The 18,915-nt window shown below is 67.3% G+C and carries 20 protein-coding genes and 1 pseudogene; 11 read left to right on the top strand and 10 right to left on the bottom strand.

Annotation, left to right across the window (positions count from 1 at the left end):
• Positions 1–49: 49 nt before the first annotated feature.
• Both AC1DWT_RS27125 and AC1DWT_RS27120 read left to right on the top strand, forming a co-directional pair.
• Positions 50–820 (top strand): dienelactone hydrolase family protein, encoded by a 771-nt coding sequence (locus AC1DWT_RS27125; protein WP_206013220.1) that lies wholly within the window; start codon positions 50–52, stop codon positions 818–820.
• A gap of 87 nt (positions 821–907) precedes the next feature.
• Positions 908–2,051 (top strand): annotated as a pseudogene (locus AC1DWT_RS27120) (RNA-guided endonuclease InsQ/TnpB family protein).
• Positions 2,052–2,120: 69 nt separating this feature from the next.
• On the opposite strand, the gene AC1DWT_RS27115 reads toward AC1DWT_RS27120, so the two are convergent.
• Positions 2,121–2,393, bottom strand: a complete 273-nt coding sequence (locus tag AC1DWT_RS27115; protein WP_241031321.1) for a hypothetical protein — start codon at positions 2,391–2,393, stop codon at positions 2,121–2,123.
• A 133-nt stretch (positions 2,394–2,526) separates the two neighbouring features.
• On the opposite strand from AC1DWT_RS27115, the gene cycA reads away from it, so the two are divergent.
• Complete coding sequence (gene cycA / locus AC1DWT_RS27110) at positions 2,527–3,999, top strand: D-serine/D-alanine/glycine transporter (RefSeq protein ID WP_072947180.1); 1,473 nt, start codon at positions 2,527–2,529, stop codon at positions 3,997–3,999.
• 113 nt (positions 4,000–4,112) lie between these two features.
• Positions 4,113–4,901, top strand: a complete 789-nt coding sequence (locus AC1DWT_RS27105) for a M23 family metallopeptidase (protein WP_072947179.1) — start codon at positions 4,113–4,115, stop codon at positions 4,899–4,901.
• A gap of 4 nt (positions 4,902–4,905) precedes the next feature.
• Here the strand turns inward: AC1DWT_RS27105 and AC1DWT_RS27100 are convergent, their stop codons facing one another.
• On the bottom strand, positions 4,906–5,166 hold the full coding sequence (locus AC1DWT_RS27100; protein WP_005251602.1) for a hypothetical protein: 261 nt from the start codon (positions 5,164–5,166) through the stop codon (positions 4,906–4,908).
• Positions 5,167–5,284: 118 nt separating this feature from the next.
• Here AC1DWT_RS27100 and AC1DWT_RS27095 point away from each other — a divergent pair, with 118 nt between their 5' ends.
• Positions 5,285–6,793, top strand: coding sequence for a glutamate-cysteine ligase family protein (locus AC1DWT_RS27095; protein WP_206013218.1), 1,509 nt, complete (start codon positions 5,285–5,287; stop codon positions 6,791–6,793).
• An 18-nt stretch (positions 6,794–6,811) separates the two neighbouring features.
• Here AC1DWT_RS27095 and AC1DWT_RS27090 read toward each other — a convergent pair whose 3' ends face one another.
• Both AC1DWT_RS27090 and AC1DWT_RS27085 read right to left on the bottom strand, forming a co-directional pair.
• Entirely contained in the window at positions 6,812–7,993 is a 1,182-nt protein-coding gene (locus tag AC1DWT_RS27090) for a globin domain-containing protein (RefSeq protein ID WP_072947177.1), read from the bottom strand.
• Position 7,994: 1 nt separating this feature from the next.
• Entirely contained in the window at positions 7,995–8,468 is a 474-nt protein-coding gene (locus AC1DWT_RS27085; protein ID WP_072947176.1) for an RrF2 family transcriptional regulator, read from the bottom strand.
• Between the two features lie 248 nt (positions 8,469–8,716).
• On the opposite strand from AC1DWT_RS27085, the gene AC1DWT_RS27080 reads away from it, so the two are divergent.
• The 3 genes from AC1DWT_RS27080 to AC1DWT_RS27070 all read left to right on the top strand — a co-directional run bounded on the left by AC1DWT_RS27080 (position 8,717) and on the right by AC1DWT_RS27070 (position 11,656).
• A complete protein-coding gene (locus tag AC1DWT_RS27080; protein WP_206013216.1) occupies positions 8,717–9,601 on the top strand; it encodes a universal stress protein in 885 nt (294 codons plus the stop codon).
• 73 nt (positions 9,602–9,674) lie between these two features.
• Positions 9,675–10,715, top strand: coding sequence for an LLM class F420-dependent oxidoreductase (locus tag AC1DWT_RS27075; RefSeq protein ID WP_012689174.1), 1,041 nt, complete (start codon positions 9,675–9,677; stop codon positions 10,713–10,715).
• Between the two features lie 50 nt (positions 10,716–10,765).
• A complete protein-coding gene (locus tag AC1DWT_RS27070) occupies positions 10,766–11,656 on the top strand; it encodes a universal stress protein (RefSeq protein WP_072947174.1) in 891 nt (296 codons plus the stop codon).
• A 14-nt stretch (positions 11,657–11,670) separates the two neighbouring features.
• On the opposite strand, the gene AC1DWT_RS27065 is transcribed toward AC1DWT_RS27070, so the two are convergent.
• Positions 11,671–12,621, bottom strand: a complete 951-nt coding sequence (locus tag AC1DWT_RS27065; RefSeq protein WP_206013215.1) for an acyl-ACP desaturase — start codon at positions 12,619–12,621, stop codon at positions 11,671–11,673.
• 23 nt (positions 12,622–12,644) lie between these two features.
• Entirely contained in the window at positions 12,645–13,508 is an 864-nt protein-coding gene (locus AC1DWT_RS27060) for a nitroreductase family protein (protein ID WP_206013213.1), read from the bottom strand.
• On the opposite strand from AC1DWT_RS27060, the gene AC1DWT_RS27055 reads away from it, so the two are divergent.
• Complete coding sequence (locus AC1DWT_RS27055) at positions 13,483–13,662, top strand: hypothetical protein (protein WP_378689391.1); 180 nt, start codon at positions 13,483–13,485, stop codon at positions 13,660–13,662. The two genes, AC1DWT_RS27060 and AC1DWT_RS27055, sit on opposite strands and share 26 nt — an antisense overlap.
• 17 nt (positions 13,663–13,679) lie before the next feature.
• Positions 13,680–14,315 (top strand): response regulator transcription factor, encoded by a 636-nt coding sequence (locus AC1DWT_RS27050; RefSeq protein ID WP_072947172.1) that lies wholly within the window; start codon positions 13,680–13,682, stop codon positions 14,313–14,315.
• Between the two features lie 8 nt (positions 14,316–14,323).
• On the opposite strand, the gene AC1DWT_RS27045 is transcribed toward AC1DWT_RS27050, so the two are convergent.
• Positions 14,324–15,970: a sensor histidine kinase gene (locus tag AC1DWT_RS27045; protein WP_206013211.1), complete on the bottom strand. Its 1,647-nt coding sequence runs from the start codon at positions 15,968–15,970 to the stop codon at positions 14,324–14,326.
• A gap of 117 nt (positions 15,971–16,087) precedes the next feature.
• Here AC1DWT_RS27045 and AC1DWT_RS27040 point away from each other — a divergent pair, with 117 nt between their 5' ends.
• Positions 16,088–16,711, top strand: coding sequence for a Tat pathway signal protein (locus AC1DWT_RS27040; RefSeq protein WP_206013210.1), 624 nt, complete (start codon positions 16,088–16,090; stop codon positions 16,709–16,711).
• A 12-nt stretch (positions 16,712–16,723) separates the two neighbouring features.
• On the opposite strand, the gene AC1DWT_RS27035 is transcribed toward AC1DWT_RS27040, so the two are convergent.
• The 3 genes from AC1DWT_RS27035 to AC1DWT_RS27025 are packed head-to-tail and all read right to left on the bottom strand — an operon-like array spanning position 16,724 to position 18,842.
• Entirely contained in the window at positions 16,724–17,452 is a 729-nt protein-coding gene (locus AC1DWT_RS27035) for an SRPBCC family protein (RefSeq protein ID WP_206013208.1), read from the bottom strand.
• Positions 17,449–18,519: a tellurite resistance/C4-dicarboxylate transporter family protein gene (locus AC1DWT_RS27030; RefSeq protein WP_477922965.1), complete on the bottom strand. Its 1,071-nt coding sequence runs from the start codon at positions 18,517–18,519 to the stop codon at positions 17,449–17,451. The genes AC1DWT_RS27035 and AC1DWT_RS27030 overlap by 4 nt, the downstream gene beginning before the upstream one ends.
• Positions 18,516–18,842, bottom strand: a complete 327-nt coding sequence (locus AC1DWT_RS27025; protein WP_012689167.1) for a cupin domain-containing protein — start codon at positions 18,840–18,842, stop codon at positions 18,516–18,518. Before AC1DWT_RS27025 ends, AC1DWT_RS27030 begins: the two co-directional genes overlap by 4 nt.
• Between the last annotated feature and the right edge of the window lie 73 nt (positions 18,843–18,915).

Below are 18,915 nucleotides of genomic sequence, written 5' to 3'. Positions count from 1 at the left end.
ACCGAGGTGAGTGTAGCGGGAATGGTGGTGCGCTCGCGATGGGGAGGGCATGGTTGTCGCAGATGTTCTGGAAGTGACGACGGAACGGGAGACGCACATGTCCGAGATCGACTTGACCGACCTCGCTGCGCGGCACGACGGTTCGCTGAACTTGCACGGCTATCTGGCGAGGCCGTCGGGTGAGGGTCCGTGGCCGGGTGTGGTGATGGTGCACGAGGCGTTCGGCTTGGACGACGTGATGCGGCGTCAGGCGGACAGGCTGGCGTCGGCGGGGTTTCTGACTCTGGCGCCGGATCTGTTCAGTGCGGGCGGTGCGCGACGTTGCCTGGTGTCGACGATGCGGGCGATGCTCTCGGGGAAGGGCCGGGCGTACGGGGACATCGAGGCTGCGCGTCAGTGGCTGTCCGGGTCTTCGGACTGCACGGGGAAGATCGGGGTCATCGGGTTCTGCATGGGCGGCGGGTTCGCTCTGATGACCCTGCGCACCGGGTTCGACGCGGCAGCCCCGAACTACGGGGTCTTGCCGCGTCACCTGGACGCGGCGGTGGCGGGGGCGTGTCCGGTGGTGGCCAGTTACGGCGGGAAGGACTTCGCCCTGCGGAACGCGGCGGCCAAGTTGGAGTCGGCGCTGACCCGGGCCGGTGTGGTCCACGACGTCAAGGAGTATCCGACGGCCGGCCATACGTTCCTGAACGACGCACTGGCCGGACCGAAGGTGATGCGTCCCCTGATGAAGGTCACGGGGATGGTGCCCGACCCGGAAGCCGCCGCCGATGCGTGGACCAGGATCGACGGTTTCTTCGGGGAGCACCTGGGTTGATCCGTGAGTCTTTCGGCGCAGACCCGGTCCTTGAGGTCCGGGATAGCCGATCTGGATTTGTCGGACCCTGTGGCTAGTGTCTGGGTCATGGCGCGGAGGGTGGTGAAGCGGGCGTACAAGTACCGTTTCTATCCGACTGCGGTGCAGGCGGAACAGCTTGCTCGGACGTTCGGGTGCACCCGGTATGTCTACAACCGGGCGTTGGCCGAGCGGACGCGGGCCTGGTCGCAGGAGCAGCGACGGGTCACCTACACGGACACCTCGAAGATGCTCACCGGATGGAAACGGGACACCGAGACGGAGTGGTTGGCGGAGCCGTCGAAGGGGCCGTTGCAGGAATCGCTGCGGCAATTGCAGGGCGCCTTCGAGAAGTTCTGGCGCAACCAGGCCCGCTACCCGCAATTCAAGAAGAAGGGCCAGTCGAAGGATTCGGCGACCTACTATTCGAATTGCTTCACCTACCGCGGCGGGCAGATCCGGTTGGCCAAGCAGTCCGAACCGCTGGATATTCGGTGGTCGAGGCCACTGCCGGAGGGGGCGACACCGTCGCAGGTGACGGTGTCGCGCAATGCTCGCGGTCAGTACCATGTTTCGATCCTCGTCGAGGACACGATCGCCGAACTCGAGCCGGCCGATCGGGTGGTCGGGCTCGATGCCGGGATCACGAGCCTGTACACGCTCTCGACGGGGGAGAAGATCACCAACCCGCGCCACGAGCGCGCGGATCGTGAGCGGCTGGCGAAGGCGCAGCGCATGCTCGCCAGGAAGCAGAAGGGATCCCGGAACCGGGCCAAGGCCCGACTGAAGGTCGCCAAGATTCATGGCCGGATCGCCGATCGGCGCCGCGATTATCTGCACACACTCTCCACTCGGCTGGTGCGCGAAAATCAAGTGATCGCCATCGAGGATCTGAGTGTGCGGAACATGATCAAAAACCGGTCGTTGTCTCGGGCGATCTCCGATGCGAGTTGGTCCGAGTTCCGGTCCATGCTCGAATACAAGGCCGACTGGTACGGGCGGCGGGTGGTGGCGGTCGACCGGTTCTGTCCGTCGTCGAAGACCTGCTCGGTGTGCGGGGAGATCGCCTCGGCGATGCCGCTGGAATGTGCGGGAATGGACATGCCGATGCGGCGCCGTCCACAACCGGGACGTGAACGCCGCTAAGAATATTTTGGCCGTCGGACTGACGGTGACAGCCTGCGGAGACGGTGTGAGACCGCCCCGCACCTAAGGTGCGGGGCGGCAACCGTCGGTGAAACAGGAACCTCGGGACGCGAGTCCCGCGGGGAATCTCGGTCGTTCACGGCCGAGAGGACGTCAACAGTGGATGTACTGGCGGGCGGGTGGCGTGCCGGTAGTCGAGTCCGCACGCCCGGACGACCTGGCCGAGGCTGAGGTATCCCTCGATGCTCGTGGCCTTCGCGAACTTGCCGTCGGCCCGTACCGACACCGTGACGCTGGACGCGACCGAATCGACCCGAGCGAGTTCGTACTCGTCGACGCCGCCGGCGGCCTGAGCCACACAGGTGACAGCGCCCTGGGCGTACGCGATCTCGATCAGGTCCTCGATCATGTGCAGGCTCCTCGCCTCGAAGTAACGAAATGAGGTTAGCCTTAGCTACTCGGCTTCTGTCAAGTCCCCGGCGTAACGTGACGCACGCTTTCGGACGGTGACAGCAAGGACTGAGAAGGGTTGCAGGTGTTCCATGGCTGACCGCACTTCCTCGACGGACTCGATCGGATCGGGCGGCGACCCAGGGACGGGAGCGGGCGGCGAACCGCATCTCTCCAGGCAGCTCGCCAACCGGCACATCCAGCTGATCGCGATCGGCGGAGCAATCGGCACGGGCCTGTTCATGGGGTCCGGGAAGACGATCTCGCTGGCCGGACCGTCGGTGATCTTCGTCTACATGATCATCGGCTTCATGCTGTTCTTCGTGATGCGGGCAATGGGGGAGTTGCTGCTCTCCAACCTGCACTACAAGTCGTTCTCCGACTTCACGGCAGACCTGCTCGGCCCCTGGGCCGGGTTCTTCACGGGGTGGACGTACTGGTTCTGCTGGATCGTCACGGGGATCGCCGACATCATCGCGATCTCCGGTTACGTGCGGTACTGGTGGCCCGACCTCCAGCTGTGGATCCCGGCGCTGATCGCCATCGCGGCGCTGCTGCTGCTGAATCTGCCGACAGTCCGGGCGTTCGGCGAGACCGAGTTCTGGTTCGCGCTGATCAAGATCATCGCCATCCTCAGCCTCATCGTCGTCGGACTCGTGATGGTGTTCACGCACTTCACGTCGCCGGGCGGCTCGGAGGCGGGATTCGACAACCTGTGGAACGACGGCGGCATGTTCCCGACCGGCGCGATGGGCTTCGTGGCCGGATTCCAGATCGCGGTCTTCGCGTTCGTCGGTATCGAACTCGTCGGCACCACGGCGGCCGAGGCGAAGGATCCGGAGAAGAACCTGCCGAAGGCGATCAACTCCATCCCGATCCGCATCCTGCTGTTCTATGTGGTGTCGCTGATCGTGATCATCTCGGTCACGCCGTGGCGTGAGGTCGTCCCCGGGGAGAGCCCCTTCACGGCGATGTTCACGCTCGCAGGTCTGGGAATCGCGGCGGGAGTCATCCAGTTCGTGGTGCTGACGTCGGCGGCGTCCTCGGCCAACTCGGGAATCTATTCGACGTCCCGGATGGTCTACGGCCTCGCGCAGGAGGGGGACGCACCGGCCAGACTCGGTAGGCTCAGCTCCCGCAAGGTCCCGGCCAACGCGCTGATGTTCTCGTGCGCCTTCCTGCTGTCGGCGATCGCGCTGCTGTTCTCCGGCGACTCGGTCATCGAGGCGTTCACGACTGTGACGACAATCTCATCGGTGCTGTTCATCTTCGTGTGGACGATGATCCTGGCCAGCTATCTCGTGTACCGGAAGCGCCGCCCCGAACTGCACGAGGCCTCGAAGTTCAAGATGCCCGGCGGGGTGGTGATGTGCTGGGTCGTGCTGGCGTTCTTCGTCTTTCTCATCTGGGCCCTGACCCAGGAGGACGACACCCTCGAGGCGCTCCTCGTCACCCCGGTATGGTTCATCGTGCTCGGGATCGCGTGGGCGGTAATTCGCCGGCGCGCCCCGCACCGCGCTCGGTACGCCGCCTTCAAGGCGGAACTCGAGGAGCGCCGAACATAAACGTTCGGTAACGGTGGCGCGGACCTATATCGTTTTGTTACATTCGTCGCCAGACAGAGGAGCCCACCCCGGACGGGGAGGGCTGCAATCCGACGACTGACGAGGTATTTACTGTGGGTTCCCACCACCGGGCGAGCGGGTCTTCCATTCGCTTCGAGATCGATCCGGACGCGGCGCGCGGGCGCCATCGCAACCAGCAGGCCGGAGCGGGTGTGGGCATCAAGGCCGCGACTGTCGCGGCCGCCACCGGAGCCATCGTCGTCGGTGCAGCCCAGCTGGGTGCCGGAAACGCCGCCGCCGCCCCCGTCGACTCCCACGAGACGAACGGTGCGCAGACCCTGCCGGGCCTGCCGTTCGAGATCCCGGCCGGTGTCCTTCCCGCCGGCTTCGAATTGCCCGCAGACCTGGGCACCGCCGCCCAGAACCTCGGGGGCCCGGACCTCGGCGCCCAGGCTCAGCAGTGGCTGTCCTCCGTCAACCCGGTCAAGCCCCACACGGTTCAGCCGGTTTCGGGCAAGCTGACCTCCGACTTCGGTTCCCGCTGGGGAGCCCACCACGGCGGCATCGACATCGCGGCGCCCATCGGCACGTCGGTGCTCGCAGCGGCCGACGGCCAGGTCATCGACGCCGGCGCGGCGTCCGGCTTCGGACTGTGGGTGCGTCTGCTGCACGACGACGGCACCGTCACCGTCTACGGACACGTCAACGACTACACCGTGAGCGTGGGGCAGCGCGTCACCGCAGGGCAGGAAATCGCCCACGTCGGCAACCGCGGCCAGTCCACCGGACCGCACCTGCACTTCGAGGTGCACGACGCGAACGGAAACAAGATCGATCCTGGCCGCTGGCTGCAGGAGCGCGGCGTGTCCGTCACCTGGGGCAACGCGGGCGCCAACGCGTAAGGGCCTACTCCGGCTCGAGATCGTCGTCGTTGCGGAACACGAGTGGTCCGCTGTCGAGGGCGATCGCCCAGCGGCGTGACACGGCCCAGTCCCGGCCGTACGAATCGTTGCTGATGTCCTGGACGCCGGCGAAATCGTCGACGATGACGCCGGCCTCCAGGGGCCACTTCTTCTCGGCCAGTTCGTGATCGGCCGAGTGCCGCGTTTTCACGCGCGTGCCCACGGAGAACTCTGGTTTCTTCTTGGAGTCGGTATCAGGCGTCATCTCCGGTCCTTCCGCTCACCAGCGTCTGGTTCGAGGTTAGCCCGCCATCCCGCATTCGCGCGGGCTGAACGGATATGCTCCCCCGTGAGCGCAGTTCGACGCGCAGTTGGGGAGTGGTATGGGTCGCGAAGTGACGTCTCGGACATTCACCCGAGAAGACCGGCGCCTGTTCCGGCAGAAGGTGCTCATGTGCGTCGACGCGCTCGAGAGGATGCTGCGGGAGGGGGCGTTCGCCGACGACGTCGACCCGCCGAGGCCCATGCTGGGCATGGAGATCGAGTTCAATCTCGTCCACTCCGACATGACGCCCGCGATGTCCAATCTCGCGGTCCTCGAGTCGATCGACGACGATGCCGTGTTCCAGACCGAGCTCGGCCAGTTCAACGTCGAGATGAACGTCCGCCCCGGTCCGCTGAACGGTGAGGGGACGTTCGAGCTCGAACGCACCCTGCGGGCGTCGCTGCACGTCGCCGACGCCCGGATCCACGGCCACGACGCCCAGTTGGTGATGGTCGGCATGCTGCCGACGCTGGAACTCGAGCATCTCGGCCGCGAGTGGATCACCGCGAACCCCCGCTACGAGCAGCTCAACGACCAGATCTTCGCCGCGCGCGGAGAGGACATCGAACTCGACCTCGAGGGCGTGCCGCTCGAGGGGCGGTCTGCCGAACAGCTGAAGGTGGACGCCAATTCGGTGCTCCCGGAGGCCGCGTGCACGTCGCTGCAGTTGCACCTGCGCGTCGCGCCGGACGAATTCGCCGCCCACTGGAATGCCGCGCAGTGCCTGGCAGGCGCCCAGGTGGCGCTCGCGGCGAACGCACCGTTCATGGCAGGCAAGGCGTTGTGGCACGAATCCCGCATCCCGATCTTCGCGCAGGCCACCGATACGCGTCCGCTGGAGTTGAAGAACCAGGGTGTGCGGCCGCGCGTGTGGTTCGGCGAGCGGTGGATCACGTCGGTCTTCGACCTGTTCGAGGAGAACTCCAGGTACTTCCCGGCGCTGCTGCCGGAGGTGTCCGACGTCGACCCGTCGGCCGAACTCGACGCGGGCCGGGTGCCGGACCTCAACGAACTGCAGATGCACAACGGCACCATCTACCGGTGGAACCGCCCGGTGTACGACAGCGACGACGGCAAACCGCACCTGCGCATCGAGAACCGGGTGCTGCCCGCGGGCCCGACCGTGCTCGACACGATGGCGAACGCCGCGTTCTACTACGGTGCGCTGCGCGGGCTCGCCGAATCGGATCGGCCGGTGTGGTCGCGGATGTCGTTCAACGCCGCCGAGGAGAACCTGCACGCCGGCGCGAAATTCGGCATGGACGCCGAACTGTACTGGCCCGGTGTCGGATTCGCGGGCGCCGACGAACTCGTCCTACGGCGGCTGCTGCCCATCGCAGACGAGGGACTCGCGGCGTTCGGGTTGTCGGCGAAGGCCCGCGACCGGTACCTCAGCGTCATCGAGGGCCGGTGCGTCACCCGGCAGACGGGGGCGTCGTGGCAGCGCGCGCAGGTGGTCCGGCACGAGAACGCCGGGCTGAGCCGCCGGGAAGCCCTCGCCGCCATGTTGCGTCAGTACGTGGAGAACATGCGGGAGGGCAGCCCCGTCCACACCTGGCCGGTGTGAACGGCGCCGCGCCCGCAGTCACACGGTGGCCGACCAGCTGTCGGGGCCGAACACCTCGTAGTGGATGTTCTCGGCGGGCACATCCTTGGCGAGGAGCGCTTCGCGTATTCCCAGCATGAAGGGCAGCGGGCCGCACAGGTAGGCGCGGGTGCCGGGCGCGATCGTGACCTCGCCGAGGTCGGCCCGTCCCTCCCGCAGGCCGCCCACGGGACGTCGGGTGCCCAGGTCTTCGTACCAGCGGTGCATCACCGCGAACGGCAGACGTTCCACCAGTTCGGTGAGCTCCGCGCGGTGCGCGTGACTGCTGGCGGACCGGTCGGCGTGGAGCACCGAGATCGGGCGGCTGTCGTCGGTGTCGGCGAGGTGGCTGAGCATCCCGATCATCGGGGTGCACCCGATGCCCGCGGACACCAGGAGCAGCGGCGCGTCGTCGTCCTGCAGGACGAGATCGCCGAACGGCGTCGACACCGTCAAGACATCGTCTTCGAAGACATTGTGGTACAGGAAGTTCGACACCTCGCCGGCGCGTTTCACCGAGATCCTCCAGTCGCCGCGCGACGGGGCCGACGACAGGCTGTACTGGCGAATCTGGCGTGCGCCGTCCGGCAGGCGAACGGCGACGGACAGGTACTGCCCCGGAGTGAACGACGGAAGCGGCGAGCCGTCGACGGAGGTGAGCACGAACGACACCGTGTCCGCGGACTCGTGCCTGCGCTCGCGGACCCGCACGTCGCGCCACACGTCACCGGCGGCCACTCCCGCCGAGGCGTACAGTCCGGCCTCCATCGCGATCAGGGTCTCCGCCATCAGCCAGTACACCTCGTCCCAGGCGGCAGCGACCTCGGGAGTGACGGCGTCGCCGAGGACCTCGACGATGGCCGCGAACAGGTGGGTGTGCACGATCGCGTACTGGGAGGGTTCGATCCCCAGCGAGGCGTGCTTGTTGGCGATCCGCGACAGGATGAGGTCGACGCGCGCCTGATCGGGCTCGAGTTGGAGGGCGGCGAACGCGGCGATGGCGCCGGCCAGCGCCTTCTGCTGTTCGCCCTGCTTCTGGTTCCCGCGGTTGAACAGGTCTCGTTCGAGTTCGGGATGAGCGTCGAACATCTTGCGGTAGAACAGCGTCGTGATGTCCGAGATCGCGGCGCCGACCACGGGCAGGGTGGCGCGGATGACGTCCGTCGAGGTGGGCGAGAGCATGTCATTCTCCGATCGTTCGAGAAAACTGGGAAGTTGAGGTGGCCACCCGGGGGAGGGCGAGCAGCACGGTTCCGGTGGGGGTTCGGGTGAGGTCTTCGACGGTGAGGCCGTCCAGCGACTCGAAGAACGCGTTCTGCGCGCGCCGGAGCGCCGACCGGAGCAGGCACCCCGATCGCAGCGGGCACGGCTGGGCGCCGTCGCAGTCGACGACCTCCGCGTCGCCTTCGAGTCGGCGGGCGAGCCAGCCGACGGACGCGGTGCGCCCGAGTTCGGTGATGGCCAGGCCGCCGGCGCGTCCGCGGCGTGCGTCGACGATGCCGAGTTCGCCGAGTCGGGTGATCACCTTGGCGGCGTGGGTGTACGACACCGACAGTTCCTCGGCGATCGCCCGGCTACCCGGTCGTTCGCCGTCCCCGGCCACGGCCAGTCGCATGACCACCCGCAGTCCGAGGTCGGTGAACTGTGTGAGTTGCATGACCCGAATGTACTTTAATTCGCATCTTGGATACCAAATTTGTGACCGAGATCGCTCGTGATTTTCTGGGCCGAAAAAGGCAGTGGCCCAGTAATATTCGACGAGACACACGCCTCCATTTCTCATTATCGCCTAATCGGGCCGCTGCGGCTACGGCCGGAGAGCCCGAATCGATGGGGACTTAAGTCCCCACGTCGAAAGGTGAAGGGCGGCAGACGCGAAAAGGAGGCCGGGGATAGTGTGAAGCCATGAGCACACGGGACCGCAACAGCGTCGTCGTCGGCGTCGACGGATCGGACAGCTCGAAGTCCGCTGTCCGGATGGCTGCCGAACTCGCCACCGAACGTGGACTGAACCTGAAGATCATCCACGCACTCGACTTCGCTCCGTATGGGTTCGGTGGCCCGTACATGGATTCGGGCGGCGTGTACGAGTGGGTCGAGGCGAGCGGCAAGGCGATTCTCGCCGAGGCGCAGGAGCGGGCGTTCGCGGTCAATCCCATCATCGAGGTCTGCACCGAACTGTCGATCGGGAGCAGCGCTCAGTGGCTCGTCGACCTGTCCGAGAACGCCCGGATCGTGGTGGTCGGCGCGTCCGGGTCCGGGGCGGCGGCCACCGCGCTGCTCGGGAACACGGCGATCAACGTCACCAGCCACGCGCACTGCCCGGTCGTCGTGGTCCGCGGCGACGCCCACGCGGACGGGCCCGTCGTGGTCGGCGTCGACGGCAGCGCCACCAGTGAGCGGGCGATCTCGGTGGCCTTCCAGGAAGCGTCGATGCGGAATGCTCCGCTCGTGGCCGTCCACGTGTGGAGCGACCTCGGATCGAAGGCGTTCGAGGATCCGCGGGCCGCGGCCCTCGTGCCGCAGGGACTCGAGGAGGACGAACGTGCCGTCCTCGCCGAGAGCCTCGCCGGCTGGCAGGAGAAATACCCCGACGTGCGGGTCACCCGCGAGGTGTACATCGACAATCCGCGGGCACGGTTGCTCGACTGGTCGAAGAAGGCGCAACTGCTGGTCGTCGGCAGCCGGGGGCGCGGAGGATTCAAGGGGATGCTGCTCGGTTCGACCAGCAACAGCCTGGTCGGTGGTGCGCATTGCCCGGTAGTCGTCGTGAGGCCTGCACGCCCCTGAGGCGACTACGCGCAGTAGTGTTCTGGAACGAAGCAGGAACAGGTTGCAGGTAACGCCAGGATTGGGGAACGACGTGCGCATAGGTATGGGCTTGAACTACAGCGGCGGTTTCGCCGAGACGGTCGACGAGGTCGCCGACCTGGAGAAAGCCGGACTCGACATCGCGTTCGTGCCCGAGGCCTACTCGTTCGACGCGGTGAGCCAGATCGGCTACCTCGCCGCCAAGACCACCACCCTGGAACTCGCTTCGGGCATCTTCCAGATCTACACCCGCACGCCGAGCCTGACCGCGATGACGGCCGCCGGCCTCGACTTCGTGTCGGATGGGCGCTTCGTGATGGGACTCGGCGCCTCCGGTCCGCAGGTGATCGAGGGTTTCCACGGCGTCAAATACGACGCCCCGCTCGGACGCACCCGCGAGGTCGTCGAGATCTGCCGCAAGGTGTGGCGCCGCGAGAAGGTCGAGTTCCAGGGCAAGTACTACCAGATTCCGCTGCCCGCCGAGAAGGGCACCGGGCTGGGCAAGCCGCTGAAGATCATCAACCACCCTGTGCGTGACCGCATCCCGATCGTCATCGCCTCCCTCGGACCGAAGAACGTGGAGTTGACCGCCGAGATCGCCGAAGGCTGGGAACCCATCTTCTACCACCCGGAGAAGGCCGCGAGCGTATGGGGCGAGCCGCTGGCCAAGGGTAAGGCGAAGCGCGACCCGAGCCTCGGCGACCTGCAGGTCTTCGCGTCGCCCGCCCTCGCTATCGGCGACGACGTCGACCACATGCTCGACTGGGTCCGCCCCGGTCTGGCCCTGTACATCGGCGGCATGGGCGCGAAGGGCAAGAACTTCTACAACGACCTCGCGGTCCGGTACGGCTACGAGAAGGAAGCCGAGACCATCCAGGACCTCTACCTGTCGGGCAAGAAGGACGAGGCCGCAGCCGCGGTGCCGGACGACCTGGTGCGGGCCGTGTCGCTGATCGGTCCGGAGAGCTACGTCGCGGAGCGGGTGGCCGCGTTCGCCGAGTCCGGGGTCACCACGCTCACCGTCACACCGCTCGCCGCGGATCGTGCGGGTCGTGTCGCGTTGGTCGAGAAGCTCCGCAAGATCTGCGGGTAGCACCCGCACACCTCAGCAGTGCACAGCCGGAAGAATCAGGAAAGGTGACCATGACTGGAATCAAGCCGATCGTCGTGGGTGTGGACGGATCCGAGTCGGCGTCGGCCGCTGTGGCGTGGGCCGCTCGGGCCGCCGCCGCACTGTCGCTCCCGCTGCACATCGTGACAGTGGTCCACATTCCTGCCTTCTATTACACCGAGCCGTATCTGGCCGAGAGCTTCAAGGAAGAACTCGAGGACACGGCGAAGGCCCGGCTGGGCAGTGCGCGGGTGCACGCCAAGCAGACGGTGGACGAGCCGCTCGACATCACCACCGAACAGTTCGAGGCCAAGGTGAGTCAGACCCTCATCGAACTGTCCGCCAACGCGCACATGGTGGTGCTCGGCTCGCGCGGGCACGGCGAGTTCACCGGCCTGCTGATCGGTTCCACGACGTCCGCGGTCGCCGCGCACGGCCACTGCCCGCTAGTGGTCGTGCGGGGGCGCACCCTGGACGGGCAGCCGCCGACCGAGGGGCCGATCGTGGTCGGTGTCGACGGTTCGGAAAGCAGCAGGGCCGCGTTGGAAGTGGCGTTCGAGCAGGCCGCCGCCCGGGGTGCGAGCCTGGTCGCGGTCAACGTGTGGAGCGATGTGAGTGTGCAGCCGTCGCTCGGTGCCAGTCCGGACGACCCGCTGTGGAGCAGCATTCAGACGGGCGAGGAAGTGGTGCTGTCGGAGCGTCTCGCCGGGTACCAGGAGCGGTATCCGGACGTGACGGTCGAACGCGTCGTCGCGCGCGACCGCCCCGTGCGGGTGCTCAGCGAATTCGCCGAGAAGGCGCAACTGATTGTCGTGGGCAGCCGCGGCCGGGGTGGCTTCAAGGGAATGCTGCTGGGCTCCACCAGCAACGCATTGCTCCACACCGCGGACTGCCCGGTGATGATCGTCCGGCCGGACAGCTAGGTCTTCGAGGTGCGTCAGCGGGCCGCGATGCGTTCGCCGAGACGGGCCTCGCGGGCGAGTGCGCGATCCCGGGACTCCTCGAACCGGGATGCCTTGGCCTCCATGCCGTGCAGGAACGTCGCCAGCTCCTCGCGGCAGCGTTCCCCTTCCGGACCGAAATCGTTGCGCTCGAACATGTTCCACTTTCGAAGCACGGGCAGTACGACGTCGTCGAGGTGCTGGCGCAGGTCGTAGATGCCGCCCTTCGCGATCAGGACCGCATTGCGGCGGAAGTTGTGCATGCCCGCGCCGGGCATCTGGAAGTTGGTCACCACCTTGTGGATCGCGGCGATCGCCTGATCGGGAGCGATGTCCAGGGCTGCGCCGACGATGTTGCGATAGAACATCATGTGCAGGTTCTCGTCGGCCGCCACCCGGGCGAGCATGCGGTCCGCGACCGGATCACCGCATGCCTTACCCGTGTTGCGGTGCGACACCCGGGTGGCCAGTTCCTGGAACGTCACATACGACACCGAATCGAGCATCGACCCGCCGCCGGGATCGAAGCCCTGTGTCATGTGGGCCATTCGAGCATGCTCGAGCGCTACCGGGTCGACCCCTCGCGTCACGACCAGATAGTCCCGCATCACGATCGAATGCTTGTTCTCCTCCGCGGTCCACCGGCCCACCCACGTGCCCCACGCGCCGTCGAGTGAGAAGTGCTGGGCGATCTCGCGGTGATAGGACGGCAGATTGTCCTCGGTCAGCAGATTGGTGATCATCGCCGCCCGCGCGGTGTCGCTGAGCTGGGATTGTTCCGGATCCCAGTCCTCGCCGCCCAGCGCCGCGAAGTTGCGGCCGTCGTCCCACGGAACGTAGTCGTGGGGGTGCCAGTCCCTGGCCATGGCGAGGTGCCGGTTGACGTTGTCTTCCGCAACGTCCTCGAGTTCGTGCAGCAGTTCGCGGTCCGTGAGTACGCGGCTCACAATGGCGCTCCGTTTCTGTTCTGTCAGTATCCGATTCGCAGGATCAGCTGGGGATGGCCCGGCAGGTTCAGTCGATTCGCGAGCCGAGGAGCCGAGTCGTCGACGCGCAGCGGGTGGGAGAGAACGGAGGCGCCGAGCCGGGCGTCGACGGCGGTGAGCCACGCACGTTCGACCGCGATTCCGGTGCGGACCAGGTCGATCGACTCCTGCGTGTCCGATGCGAACACGAGGACGGTCTCGCTCTCGATGGCGGCGGCGAGGCGTGCCGAATCGGGGACGCCGCGGGTGACGACGGTGCGGATCGTGTCGAAAGACTCGTGACCGCCCCGCGGCAGCCAATGCGACGTCCACGGGAAGAGATCGCGCTGGTGGCCCGGATCCTGCCGAACCCGGTCGGCGGAATAGAGCAGCACGTCGGCGAGCGCGGGTGCCTCGTCCGCGGCGAGCAGGCGAGCGCAGACACCCTCCATCTCGGCCGCGTCGACGATGTCGGCGACGGTGGCCGCGGGAACCGGTATGTCGGCGAACGCCTCTCGATGACTTCGGCGGCGGGCCATGGCGGAAAAGAGCCTCAGATCGGTGCTCGACGGCGAAGCCGTCCCCACTGCGCGAACGGTTGCGACGAGTTCGGGCCGGCGCGGATCGGGCAGCAGATCGGTCTCGATCTGCCTGCCGAGTGCCCGCAACGCGAGTTCCACGTTCGTGACACCAGCGCCACACGAGATCACGCGGTCGGCGCGCGGTGTGTCCGTGAAGCCGCGGCGCTCGCTGATCTGCGCGCACGTGCCGTCCAGCCGCAGATCCCACGGCTGCGTGTCGTGGACCGACGGAGCCGAGACGATGGCGCGGGAGACCACCTCGATGTCACTGAGCGACCAGCTGTTCATCGCGACCTCCAGTAGTGGTGTCCGGGTGTTCCCCCGCATCCTCAGCCTTCCGGTCGCCGGCGTGTCCGCGCTGGGGTCGAAGGTCCCGTTGTGTGCGGGAGAGGTCCCGGATCGGTGGATACCCGGGGTGTGCGCGGTACGGTTCGATGAGTAGACGGTGGAGGTGCACACATGACCACGCGGGTGTTCCTGGTCGACGACCACGAGATCGTGCGACGAGGCCTGGTCGATCTACTCGGCAGCGTGCCCGACCTCGAGGTGGTCGGGGAGGCCGCGTCGGTCGGTGAGGCGATGGCGCGGATCCCGGGCAGCGGCGCCGACGTCGCCGTGCTCGACGTCCGGTTGCCGGACGGCAACGGTGTCGAGCTGTGCCGGGACCTGCGCGCTGCGCTGCCCGAACTGCGGTGCCTGATGCTGACGTCGTATTCCGACGACGAGGCGCTGTTCGACGCCATCATGGCCGGGGCGTCCGGATTCGTCCTGAAGCAGATCCTCGGCACCGACCTGGTGGCGGCCGTGCGGACGGTCGGGGAGGGCGGTTCGCTGCTCGACAGCAGGGCGACGTCGGCGCTGATGAACCGGATCAGGTCCGCCCGCCGGGACGACCCGCTGGCGCAACTGTCCGAGCAGGAACGCGCCGTGTTCGACCTGATCGGCGAGGGGCTCACCAACCGGGAGATCGCCGAGCGGCTCTTCCTCGCCGAGAAGACGATCAAGAACTACGTGTCGCGGCTGTTGTCCAAATTGGGGATGCAGCGGCGCACGCAGGCGGCGGTGCTGGCCACCGAGTTACGCAAAGAGCACTGACAGTTTCGTCACGTCAACGGTACCCGCCACGTGACGACGGTTCCCCCGTCGGCGGAATCGACGGTGCAGGTGCCGCCGCAGTGCTCGGCGCGCCGATCGAGATTGTCCAGTCCGCTGCGCCGGGCGCCGTCGGCGATCCCGATGCCGTCGTCCGCGACGGTGACAACGAGGTCGTCCGCGGCGGCCACCGAGATGTCGATGGTGGTGGCCCGCGCGTGCCGCAGCGCGTTGCTCAGGGCTTCGCGCAACACCGCCTCCGCGTGCGGGTGGATGCGGCTGGGCACGAGAGTGTCGATGGCGCCGGTGAACTGGACGTTCGGCGCGACCGGCGAATGGGAGGTGAGGTCGCCGATCACGTCGAGCAGGCGGCGGCGCAGACTGGTCGCCGACGCGATGCCGGTGGCCTGCAGATCGAAGATGGTGGTGCGGATCTCGCGCACCGTCCGATCGAGTTGCTCGACCGCAGTGGAGACGATGGAGCGCACGCCGTCCGGAACGTCCCCGACCGCGTGCGTGCTCTGCAGGCTCATGCCGGTGGCGAACAACCGCTGAATCACGTTGTCGTGCAGGTCGCGCGCGATCCGGTCGCGGTCGGCGAGCACCGACAGCAGACGTTGCTTGCTCTGCTGATCGGCGAACTCCACCGCGACGGCGGCGAGGTCGGCCACCGATTCGAGCCGGGCCACCTCGTCCGGATCCCACGGAGCGGTGCCGCGCGCCGTGACCACCAGGACCCCGCCGACCCCCGACGCCGTCGACAGCGGCAGCACCGCGGCCCGGCCCGCCTCGGCGGAGAACGGTGCGAGACCGTCGATCCCCGTCAGCAGTGCGGGGGTGCGGGAGCGCAGCACTGCGGCGAACGGTTCGGCCTGGGTGGCGCTTCGGAAGTTGGTGCGCAGCGGCCGCACCGTGCTGTCCGCCCCGACCACCGCGCCCTCGCCGAGCGTGACGACGATGAAGACCTCGTCACCGCTGGACAGTTCGCGTACCTCGGCGGCGAGCGTGTGCAGCGTTTCGTCGAGTGATCCGCCGACCATCAGCCGGGAGGTGATCGCCGCGACGGCCGTCAACCACCGCTCCCGCGTCCGCGATTCCTCGAACAGCCGGGAATTCTCCACCGCCACGCCTGCCGACGTCGCGAGCGCGCGCAGAATGACCTCGTCCTCGTCGGTGAACTCGGGTCCGCTGAGTTTCTCGGTGAGATAGATGCTTCCGAAAACTTTGCCCCGCATCATGATCGGCATGCCCAGAAAGCTCTTCATCGGTGGATGATTGGGCGGGAAGCCGATCGACCCCGGGTGATCGGCCAGGTTGGCGAGGCGCACCGGGCGGGGGTCGTGGACCAGCAGTCCCAGCAGCCCGCGGCCCTCGGGCAGGTGGCCCATGCGCGCACGCTCCTCCGGCGTAATGCCCTCGTAGACGAACTCCGAGAGCCCGCCGTCGGGGGCGTGGACACCGAGCGCGCCGTAGCGGGCCCCGAGGAGGGACGTGGCCGAAGTGACGATGCGCTGCAGGGTGGAATCCAGCTCCAGCCCCGACCCGACCACGAGGACCGCCTCGAACAGGCGCTGCAGACTTCGGCGGGTGGGGACCACGTCGGCGAGCCCCTCCCGGAACTCACTGATCCTCGCCTCGTGCCCACCATCCGATCCCATGCCAGCAGCATAGGTCTGAGGGACGCGTAACACCGCGAACCACGGCGTCGATAAGAGCTCGAGTGTTTACTCATCCGAACTAATGCTTACCCATTGACGTGACGAGGGAGAAGAAGAATGAATCGACGGCACTTCGCACGACGTATCGCGGCAGGTCTGACCGCTGCAGTGGCAGCGACGATGATGTTCACCGGTGTCGTGTCGGCGCAGCCCGCAGATTCCGCTCCCGTCGTCGACCCGGCGACCGCGATCACGAAGCTGCGCACCGTGGCCGCCGGAAACCCCGAGGCGGAGGCCGCCATCGAGCGACTTGCCGCATCCCCGACCGACACGGCGGCGACGAACATCGCCCTGCCGGGTCAGATCTTCCAGGTCCCGGCGTACTCCGACACCGGGCAGGGCGGTCCCGTTCTCGGACAGCTGTACGGAGCGGGCGTGGCGACCAACATGAGCAACCAGTTCCGCTTCGGATTCTTCGGCGGACCGGGCGTCATCGCGAACGACCAGACCGGCGCCGAACTCGACGTCGTGTACTACAGCTTCGCCACCGGTGCCAGCGGCATCGTGAAGCTGGACCAGAACAACGTCGCGGTTCCCACTGTCGTCTCCACTCCGCCGGTCGCCGGGCTCGGCAGCGGTCTCGTCGTGGCGGCCGTGTACGGCTCGCTGAACCACCAGGTGGGGCCGAACGTCGTCAAGAGCACGATCTGGTGGCCCACACTGGGCACCGTGCTCGCCTGACCGGTCGAGAACTCAGGTGGCAGGTTCGGCCCCCGGCCGGGCCTGCCACCACTCCGTCCAGCGCTGCTCGAGTTCGGCCCACTCCTCGTCGTCCAGGCCGTAGGCGGCCAGGAGGATCTGCGCACCGCCGTTCGGACGCGCCGCGTTGACGGGCTGCTCGCCGAACTGCAACAGTCCGGGGCCGAGATCGTCGACGCTCACCGCGGTCTGGTGCTCGCCGACGAAACACACCACCCCGTGCAGCAGGTCGCCCGTGTCGGCGACCGCGGTGAAGTGATCGCCCACCGTCAGGCCCGCGAGCTTGTCGAGGCCGAGCAGGTGCCGCGCCGAATCTCCGTCCGCGACCGGGCCTTGCAGAAACAGTGTGCGACGCTCGTCGAGTCCGTGCCGTTCGATGCCGAACTTGAGGAACTGCAGAAACGTGGTCCAGCCCTCGGTGACGTCGTCGTACCAGTCGTCGGCGGCGGGATCGGCGCCCCGGGGCGGCCGGGTGATCCGCACCAGCGTGGTGCCGTCGAGCTCGTGGAGGCTGAACCGGTCGGCGCCGCCGAGGGCGAGGATGAAGGCCTCGGCGTCCTCCGTCACGTCGTCGCCGAAGTAGATTTCCCTGATCTCGTCGTCCAGGCCCTCGCAGTCCCAGCCGTGCCAGCGGCGAAGCAACTCCGGGTCGCGCAGGGCAGGCCATACGACCGACGGCGCCGCAGCCACCGATACCTCGATCACGGGTGGGGTTTCCGTCATGCGCTCTCCTGCGTCTCCACTGTTGCCGGTCCGACCTGCACCACCGACCGCCAGAGATGCACCACCATGACGACGAACGCCACGCACCACACGGTGAATGCACACCACAGTTCGGCACTACCGACCATACCGACGAGCGGGATGTGATCCGCCCGGCCCAGGTAGATGCCGGCGACCGCGTACATGCCGAGGGGGAAGACGATGCTCCACACGGTGGCGTCGTAGCGCAGCGGCACCTTGTTGGTGATGTGACGCCACCATCCGGCGGCCACCAGGACCGGGATGAGCCAGGTCGCGAACGCCCAGAACACCACCGCGAATCCGCCGATGAGCCCACGTGTGGCGTTCACCATCGGCGCGTCCTCCATCTCGACGATGCGGGCGCCGGCCAGGACGGTGATCGCACACGCACCCATCGCCACCCAGTACGGCGCCGTGAGGTCGCGCGGCCGCAGCGGATACAGCAACATCCGTGCGGCGACGAAGATCCCCGCCGCGCCGTACAGGCACACCCCGATCGACCAGGTGAAGACGGCGACCACGGCCAGGAACCGGCGGGCGCCGTCGTACACCGGTTCGAGGGTCGCGGCGGCCACGGCCACCGACTGGGCGGCGACCACCCAGATGAACCAGGTTCCATTGGCACGTGCCACCACCGGACGTTCGGACGTGCCCAGGACGGCGGTCCACGGGACGACGTAGCCGAGCACGATCCAGGTCAGCCCGGCGACGGTGAGCAGCACCGCGGTGGCAGCGTGGTGGCCGTCCATCGCCAGGCGCACGCCGAACACATCGGTCCCGGCGATGAACGTGAAGAAACCGAATCCGCGGCTCGCGTCCGTCAGGTCGTCGACGACCTGACGGCGATACGCCRCGATCCGCCAGATCGTGAGGATCACCAGCGTCACGTAGGCCGCGGCGCAGACGATGAACAGCAGAACCGAGAGCACGTCGAATCCGCCCAGTTTCATGCCCACCGAGATGATCCCGCTGGCCATGACGATCGCGAAGTAGCCCGGGTTCAGGCTCCGAACGGAATCCTCGAGACGATCGCGCACGACCGTCACATGGCGACGGTGAGCAGGAACGCGACATCCTCGATGGCCTCGACGCTGTGCCGGTCCGTCGGGAGGACCAGCAGATCGCCGGTGGAACCCTTCCACGAGTCCTCGCCGGCCACGAGGTTCAGTTTGCCGCTGAGAATGAACAGGGTGGCCTCGCCCGGGCTCTCGTGTTCGGCCATCTTCTGACCCGCGGCCAGGGCGACGACGGTCTGCCGGAGGCTACGTCGATGCCCGCCGTACACGGTCTGCGAACTGCGGCCGCTGGACGTCCCGCCTGCCAACTTCAGTTGCTGACGGGCAAGGGCGGTCAGTGACTTCTTGTCCATGCTGTGAGTATGAACCACTGCGCCCATCGTCACCCGTCGAATCGGGTAACGGTGCGGTGGCAAACAGGTGGCC

This window comes from Rhodococcus sp. P4_B6, assembly GCF_056402215.1.
The sequence above is the reverse complement of the archived record's forward strand: the minus strand, read 5'-3'. Positions and strand labels throughout refer to the sequence as shown.